General features: G+C 65.6%; 6 protein-coding genes. 4 read left to right on the forward strand and 2 right to left on the reverse strand.

What is annotated here, in order from left to right:
* Window positions 1-63: 63 nt before the first annotated feature.
* A complete protein-coding gene (locus WI697_RS12940) occupies window positions 64-714 on the reverse strand; it encodes a GntR family transcriptional regulator (protein WP_345958738.1) in 651 nt (216 codons plus the stop codon).
* A 151-nt stretch (window positions 715-865) separates the two neighbouring features.
* On the opposite strand from WI697_RS12940, the gene bioB reads away from it, so the two are divergent.
* From bioB to WI697_RS12960, 4 genes are read left to right on the forward strand one after another with little or no spacing between them, the layout of a single operon-like run.
* The gene (bioB, locus tag WI697_RS12945; RefSeq protein ID WP_345958739.1) at window positions 866-1852 is read left to right on the forward strand and encodes a biotin synthase BioB; all 987 of its coding nucleotides are present in this window, start codon (window positions 866-868) and stop codon (window positions 1850-1852) included.
* Window positions 1849-2985, forward strand: a complete 1137-nt coding sequence (locus WI697_RS12950; RefSeq protein WP_345958740.1) for an 8-amino-7-oxononanoate synthase — start codon at window positions 1849-1851, stop codon at window positions 2983-2985. Before bioB ends, WI697_RS12950 begins: the two co-directional genes overlap by 4 nt.
* Complete coding sequence (gene bioD, locus WI697_RS12955; RefSeq protein ID WP_345958741.1) at window positions 2982-3620, forward strand: dethiobiotin synthase; 639 nt, start codon at window positions 2982-2984, stop codon at window positions 3618-3620. Before WI697_RS12950 ends, bioD begins: the two co-directional genes overlap by 4 nt.
* Window positions 3617-4966: an adenosylmethionine--8-amino-7-oxononanoate transaminase gene (locus WI697_RS12960; protein WP_345958742.1), complete on the forward strand. Its 1350-nt coding sequence runs from the start codon at window positions 3617-3619 to the stop codon at window positions 4964-4966. Before bioD ends, WI697_RS12960 begins: the two co-directional genes overlap by 4 nt.
* A gap of 40 nt (window positions 4967-5006) precedes the next feature.
* On the opposite strand, the gene WI697_RS12965 is transcribed toward WI697_RS12960, so the two are convergent.
* On the reverse strand, window positions 5007-7297 hold a 2291-nt coding region (locus tag WI697_RS12965; protein WP_345958743.1), incomplete at its 5' end, for a tetratricopeptide repeat protein.

A 7297-nucleotide genomic window follows, 5' to 3' on the forward strand; every position in this document is an offset into this window, starting at 1 on the left:
TCCATCCGGTTGTCACCCGGCGGTGACCTCTCCGGCGAACCGGTGCCCGCGCCGATGGTTCCGTCACCCTGCCGGTGCCGCTGGTGCCGCCTTCGGCCCAGGTGCCGCCGCCCGTTCAAGCACCCGGATATGCTGATCGAGCAGGGTGACGGCGCGGACGCCGTCGCGCGCCTTCAGCGCCTCGAAGATCTGCCGGTGGGCGAGATTGGACCCCGGCCGCCAGCCGGCACTGCGATTGGCCGACAGGATGATCCGTGCATTGGCCAGTTGCAGATCCTCGATCATCGCGATCAGCCGCGGCATCCGGCAGGGGGCGGCCAGTTCGCGGTGAAAGGCGCGGTTGGCGCGCTCCCATTCCGCCATGGTCCGGGCCTCGTCGCCCGCGATCAGCGCCCGCTCGATCCGCTCCAGCGCTGCGGCATTCAGCTTCGACACGGCATATTTCAGCGCCAGCACCTCCAGCGAGGCCCGGATCTCGGTCATTTCCTGCACCGCGGCCGCATCCAGCGGCGCGACCCGCATGCCGCGCCTGGGCTCCGACACCAGCAGCCCCTGGGCCTTCAGCATCTGAAAGGCCTCGCGCGCCGGCACATGGCTCGCCTCGAATTCCTCGGCGATTCGGTCCTGCCGCACCGGCATGCCGGGCGCCAGCTCCCCCGACACGATCCTGTCTCCCAGCACCCGGGCAATGCGTTCTGCGGTGGTCTCGGCCATGACCCCTCTCATAGATTATCTATGATAATAACGGATGCCTCCGCTGATCCGGTTGATATAGTAATTCCAGAGACGCATCAATAATAGATTATCTATGATTTGGCCTTTTAGACGTCCACACCAGTCTTCGGGCCGAATCAAGGAGGATGCCATGCCCGCCGAAGTCATCCCTGCCCCCGCAACGACCACCCGGAGCCCGGCCCGCTGGACGCACGAGGCCGCATGCGAGATCCACGACATGGGTTTTGCAGATCTGATGTTCCGGGCCCAATCGGTGCATCGGGCGCATTTCGATCCGAACCGGCTGCAGCTCAGCCGGCTGCTCAACATCAAGACCGGCGGCTGCCCGGAAGACTGCGGCTATTGCAGCCAGTCGGCGCGCAATGCCGCAGGTCTCAAGGCCGGGCGGCTGATGGCCGTAGAGCAGGTGGTCTGCGAAGCGCGCAAGGCCCGCGATGGCGGCGCCACCCGCTATTGCATGGGGGCCGCCTGGCGGGGCCCCAAGGATCGCGACATGGACACCCTGGTCGCGATGGTGCAGGCGGTGAAGGCGCTCGGGCTCGAGACCTGCATGACGCTCGGCATGCTCTCAGACGATCAGGCCGACACCCTCGCCGCCGCCGGGCTCGACTACTACAACCACAATCTCGACACCTCTGAGCGCTTCTATCCCGAGATCGTGACCACCCGCAGCTATGCCGACCGGCTGGACACCCTGGCGCGGGTGCGTGCCGCCGGCATCAGGGTCTGCGCCGGCGGAATTCTGGGCCTGGGGGAAAGCGCGGCCGACCGCATCGACATGATCGTGACGCTCGCCAACCTGCCCGAGCCGCCGGAAAGCGTGCCGATCAACATGCTGATCCGCATGCCGGGAACGAAGCTCGCCGATGCCGATCCGGTCGACCCGTTCGATTTCGTGCGCAGCATCGCGCTCACCCGGATCCTGATGCCGCGATCCCATGTCCGGCTGACGGCGGGGCGCAGCATGATGAGCGACGAGCTTCAGGCGCTGTGCTTCCTGGCCGGGGCCAATTCGATCTTCGTGGGCGATACCCTGCTCACCGCCGCCAATCCGGGCGAAGACCGCGATGCCGCCCTGCTGCGCCGGCTGGGCATGACCGCGGAGACGGCGGGATGATCCTCGCCCGCCATGCCGACCGGCTGGCGCAGCTGACAGAGGGCAGCCGCCGCCGGACGCTGATGCCCCGCGGGGGGCTCGACTTCACCTCCAACGACTATCTGGGCCTCGCGGCTGCGGAGCGGATGGCGGCTGCGGTCGCCGAGGCCCTGGCCCGGGGCGTGCCGGTCGGCGCCGGCGGCTCGCGCCTGCTGCGCGGCAATCATGCCGAGCACGAGGCGCTCGAAGCCGAGGCCGCACGGTTTTTCGGCGCCGACCGGATGCTGTTCTTCGGTGCCGGCTATGCCGCCAATCAGGCGGTGCTCGCCACCCTGCCGCAGGATGGCGACCTGGTGGTGCATGACAGGCTGATCCATGCCAGCGCCCATAGCGGCCTGCGGCTGGGCCGGGCCGCATCCGTCGCCGTCCCGCATAACGATGCCGGGGCGGTGGACGACGCCATCCGCAGCTGGCGCCGGGCCGGCGGCACCGGCCATCCCTGGATCGTGGCCGAAAGCCTCTATTCGATGGATGGCGATACCGCACCACTCGCCGATCTGGCAGCGATCGCGCGCGCCCATGACGGTTTCCTGTTCATCGACGAGGCCCATGCGACCGGCGTCCACGGCCCGGACGGGCGCGGTCTCGCCGCCGGGCTGGAGGGCCGGCCCGAGGTGATCGTGCTGCACACCTGCGGCAAGGCGCTGGGGGCGGCCGGTGCCCTGGTCGGCGCCGATGCCATCCTCTGCGACTATTTGATCAACCGGGCGAAGCCGTTCATCTACGCAACCGCGCCCTCTCCGCTTCAGGCAGCCGCGGTGCGGGCGGCCCTCCGGATCCTGACCGACGAGCCGGAACGCCGCAGCCGCCTGCATGGCCTGATCGCCACCGCCCATGCCGCCGCCGCCCGGCACGGCTTTGCGACCGGCACCACCCAGATCCTGCCGGTGATCCTGGGCGATGATGCCCGCACGGTCCGCGTCGCCCGACGGATGCAGACCGCCGGCTTCGACATCCGCGCCATCCGCCCGCCGACCGTCCCCCCGGGCACCGCCCGGCTGCGGATCTCGATCACCCTCAACATCGATGCCGCTGCGATCAAGGCGCTGTTCGCCACCCTCGCCGTCGCGGTGGCAGAGGAGACCACGCCATGACCCGACATCTGGTCGTGACCGGCACCGATACCGGCATCGGCAAGACCGTGGTCGCAGCCGGCCTCGCCGCCGCCCTCGGCACCGGCTATTGGAAACCGGTCCAGTCGGGGCTGGACGGCGAGACCGATTCCGAGGTGGCGGCCCGGCTCGGCCGGCTGCCGCCCGGGCGGGTTCTGCCCGAAGCCTGGCGGCTGGCCACCCCGGCCTCGCCGCATCTGGCGGCCGATATCGACGGCGTGGCCATCGACCCGGACGCCCTCGACCCGCCGTCGGCGGCCGGTCCGCTGGTGATCGAAGGGGCGGGCGGCGTGCTGGTGCCGCTGACCCGGCAGGTGGTCTTCGCCGATCTCTTCGCCCGCTGGCAATGGCCGGTGGTGCTCTGCGCCCGTACCGGGCTCGGCACCATCAATCACAGCCTGCTGTCGCTCGAAGCCCTGCAGGCCCGGCGCGTGCCGGTCGCCGGCATCGTCTTCATCGGCGAGGCCCGGCCCGACAGCGAAGCCGTCATCACCACGCGCGGCGGGGTGCCCCATCTGGGCCGCCTGCCCCGGCTGGACCCGCTCGATGCGGACACGCTGGCGGCGGCCATTCGCCAGGGGATCGATCTCGCCCGTCTTGAAAGGATCAGAGGATGACCGCGCGTGCCCCCTCCTCGTTTGCCCCCAACTCGCCTGGCCCCGCCTCTCCCGTCTGGCATCCGTTCCGCCAGCACCTGACCGAACCCGTCACCCGCGCCATCGCCCGCACCGAGGGCGCCCGGCTGATCGACGCCGACGGCCGGTCGATCTTCGATGCGATCTCGTCCTGGTGGGTGATCACCCATGGCCATCGCCCGCCGGCGATCATGGCCGCGATCCGCGACGCCACCCTTCGGCTCGACCAGGTGATCTTCGCCGAATTCACCCACCAGCCGGCCGAGGATCTGGCCCGGGGGCTGATCGACCTCGCCCCGCCCGGCCTTGCCCATGTCTTCTATTCCGACAGCGGATCGACATCGGTCGAAGTCGCCCTGAAGATGGCGCTGGGCTGGTTCCACAATCGCGGCGCGCCGCGATCGCGGATCGTGGTCATGGACCACGGCTATCACGGCGATACCATCGGCACCATGTCGGCCGGCGCCCGCGGCGTGTTCAATGCCGCCTATGCGCCGCTGCTCTTTGATGTCGACACCATCCCCTTCCCCGAACCCGGCAGGGAACAGGCGACGCTGGATGCGCTGGAGGGCTTCTGCCGGACCGGCCGGGCGGCGGCGCTGCTGATCGAGCCGCTGGTTCTGGGGGCGGGCGGCATGAAGATGTACCCGCCGCATCTGCTGGCCGATTTCCGCCGGATCACCGAACGCCACGGCACGCTGATGATCGCCGACGAGGTGATGACCGGCTGGGGGCGGACCGGCACGCTCTTCGCCTGCGACCAGGCCGGCATCACCCCGGACATCATGTGTGTGTCCAAGGGCATCACCGGCGGCACCCTGCCGCTGGCGGCGACGCTGTGCACGGCCCCGATTTTCGAGGCACATCTGTCCACCGATCGCGCCCGGACCTTCTTCCACTCCAGTTCCTACACCGCCAACCCGATCGCCTGTGCGGCAGCCCTCGCCAATCTCCGGATCTGGCAGGAGGAACCGGTGGTGGCCCGCATCGCCGCCCTCGCCCGCCGGCAGGAGGCCTGGGTCACCCGCTTCCGACAGAACCCGCGCTTCCGCAATGTCCGCCGCACGGGCACCATCGCCGCACTCGACCTCGACGTGGCGGAAGCCGGCTACCTCTCGGAGGTCGGGCCAAGGCTGCGCGCCTTCTTCCGCGACCGCGACCTGCTGATCCGGCCGCTCGGCAATGTGATCTATCTGATGCCGCCCTATTGCAGCACGGCGGAAGACATCGATCGCGCCTGGGAGGCGATCGCCGAGGCGGCGGAGGTCATTCTGCCCCGGATCCCACAGGCCCGGACCGCAGGGGCGCACGCCCGAGCCGCCGGATGAGCGGCAGGGCGCGCATGTCCGGGGCGCCGGACAGACACCGTCAATCCTCCGGATGCGGAACCAGAAGATAGCCCACTGTCCTGGCCGCCCGTTGCGCGACCGCCTTCAGATGATTTGCGGAACGTTCATCACCCTGGCGGCGATAGATCCGCGACAGGAGCTGCGTGCAGGTGATGCGCCGCAGGACCAGATGATTAAGATTGGCGATCCGGATGGCCTCGATCGCGATATCGCCTGCAATGCGGCTCTCCCCCTGCTGCAGAAGAATCTCGGCACGGGTGCGCAGGATTTCGACCTTCAGGCGCGGCATGTCCATGCGATCGGCATAGATCTCCGCTTGATCCAGTCGCTCCAGCGCCTGGGGAATGCGCTCGCGCAAGGTAAACCAGAGCCGCACTTCAGACAGTTCAGCGAAATGGCGAAAGTCATCGTATCCGCCGACGTCTGCCGCATGGAGCGCCCGCTCCAGATCCCGCGCAGCCTCCTCCGGGCGCCCCATCCGCCTCAGAAGATCCGCACGATGGCGGCGAATGAAACTGGCCGAACGCATTCGGCCACCCCCTTCAAGGTTCTGCAACGCTTCCTCATAGGCCGCCAGCGCCGCAGCGTAATGCCCTTCAAGGTGATCAACGAGTCCCCGAAATCCGATCGCCACCCCGATGACGATAGGGGTTTCGCCCCTGGCGGCACGAACGGCCTCGAACCGGCGGCGCGCCATCTTCAGGCGCCCGCGATCGATGCAACACAACCCGTCATTCAGGAACAGCCGACGGGTGGCCATTCCGTCCTCGCCATCGATTTTGCGATTCTCCTCAATCGCCAGTCGGAACAGGGCCGCAGCATCCATGGTGCGGCCCTGAGCCAGGGAAAAGACACCGGCCTCGTTCAGAAGCCAGACCGTCTCGTCGCGATAAAACGGAGGCCAGTCCTTCGGCGCCCCTGCCGCAGTGCCAGAAGATTGCCCCGCTGCCCCCGATGTGTCCGGGCAGGACCTGCTTGCGACGTGGAGCATCCAGCGAACAACCAGCCGATGGTGCTCAAGATGCCCGATATCAGCGCCCCGCGGCGTGGCGATGGAACCGACCTGACCAAAACGAGAGACGACACCGACCGAGAACAGCGTCCGCACGACGCCCATGGCGGCGCGCAGACATTGCAGTCTGTGCTGGTCGTTTATCTCCCGCGAAGCGAGGGTGGGATAGCCTGACAGTGCATCGACCAGCTCATAGAGAAATCCGTAGGAACTGGCATGAAGACGCGGCAGATCCCGCGCCTGGCTCACATAAAGCGACGGCGCAAAATGATAACCATCACCGGGTGGAGATGCCTGCGTTCCAAGGCGGCGATAGATATAATGCTGAATTGACCGATGGACCTGAAAACGTCTCTCCATTTTCTGGTGCGAATCCTGCTCCATGGCGAAGACAATTCGCTTCACCCGATGAAGCGTATTCAGGCAGGATTCAACATATTTTTCCCCGTTAAAATCAGATGCAGTTCCCTTACGCTCCCGCAAAATACTTGCAATCTGCGGACAATATGTCAGGACGCCGGCAGTCACCGGAACCGATATTACTGCCAGATGTCGAACAAGAGCTTCCTGCATCTCAAAATCCAAAAAGGGCGAGAAAATACTGCCGTTAAGCTCTCCTACTGCACCAAAATCAACGGTAGAATTAAAAGTTTCCGAAATATAATTACTCAATATAATAGAGCCAGCTCCCCCCATACCTCCTAAAATTTCTGAAATAATCTGCCAGCCATCGAATACATATGAAATAAGATCATCCGCATTTTCCGATGTCGGAAAACCGGAAATATTTATGTGGAATCTCCCGGATTCCCTTAAAAATTTGGAATTCTGTCTAAATTCCCTCCAGCATTTCTGAAGCGCGGAGAGCATTGCGATGCCCTGGCGCCCCACAAGTCGAAACGCGTCGAAGCCGTCTTCGAATCCATCGGCGCTGCCGCGCAGCTCGTTAAACATCTTATCTACGCGCGAGCGATCAAGCAGGCTGTAGATGTAAACCTCGCCAGCCTCCGGCGGGAGCATCAATCGCCGCAACTTACAGCAGGCGGCATCGTCCGGCGCCACATAGCCTCGCGCATACCGTTCCGGCAACACATCGCCACGCGACGTCAGAACGATATCCATTCTTAGATCCCGTGTCGCTTCCCCCAAAAGAATGTCAAAGAATGCCCCAATCTCAGAGAGTCCGTCCGAGAAGTTATCTATGATTTCCGGCTCCTTGCGATTCTGCGCATCATGATCCGGATCATCGCGAGGCGGAGGAATGCCAAAGCCATCCGTGAGAGGTTCTCGAAGTCTTT

Source organism: Tistrella mobilis (genome assembly GCF_039634785.1).
Lineage (GTDB): Bacteria > Pseudomonadota > Alphaproteobacteria > Tistrellales > Tistrellaceae > Tistrella > Tistrella mobilis.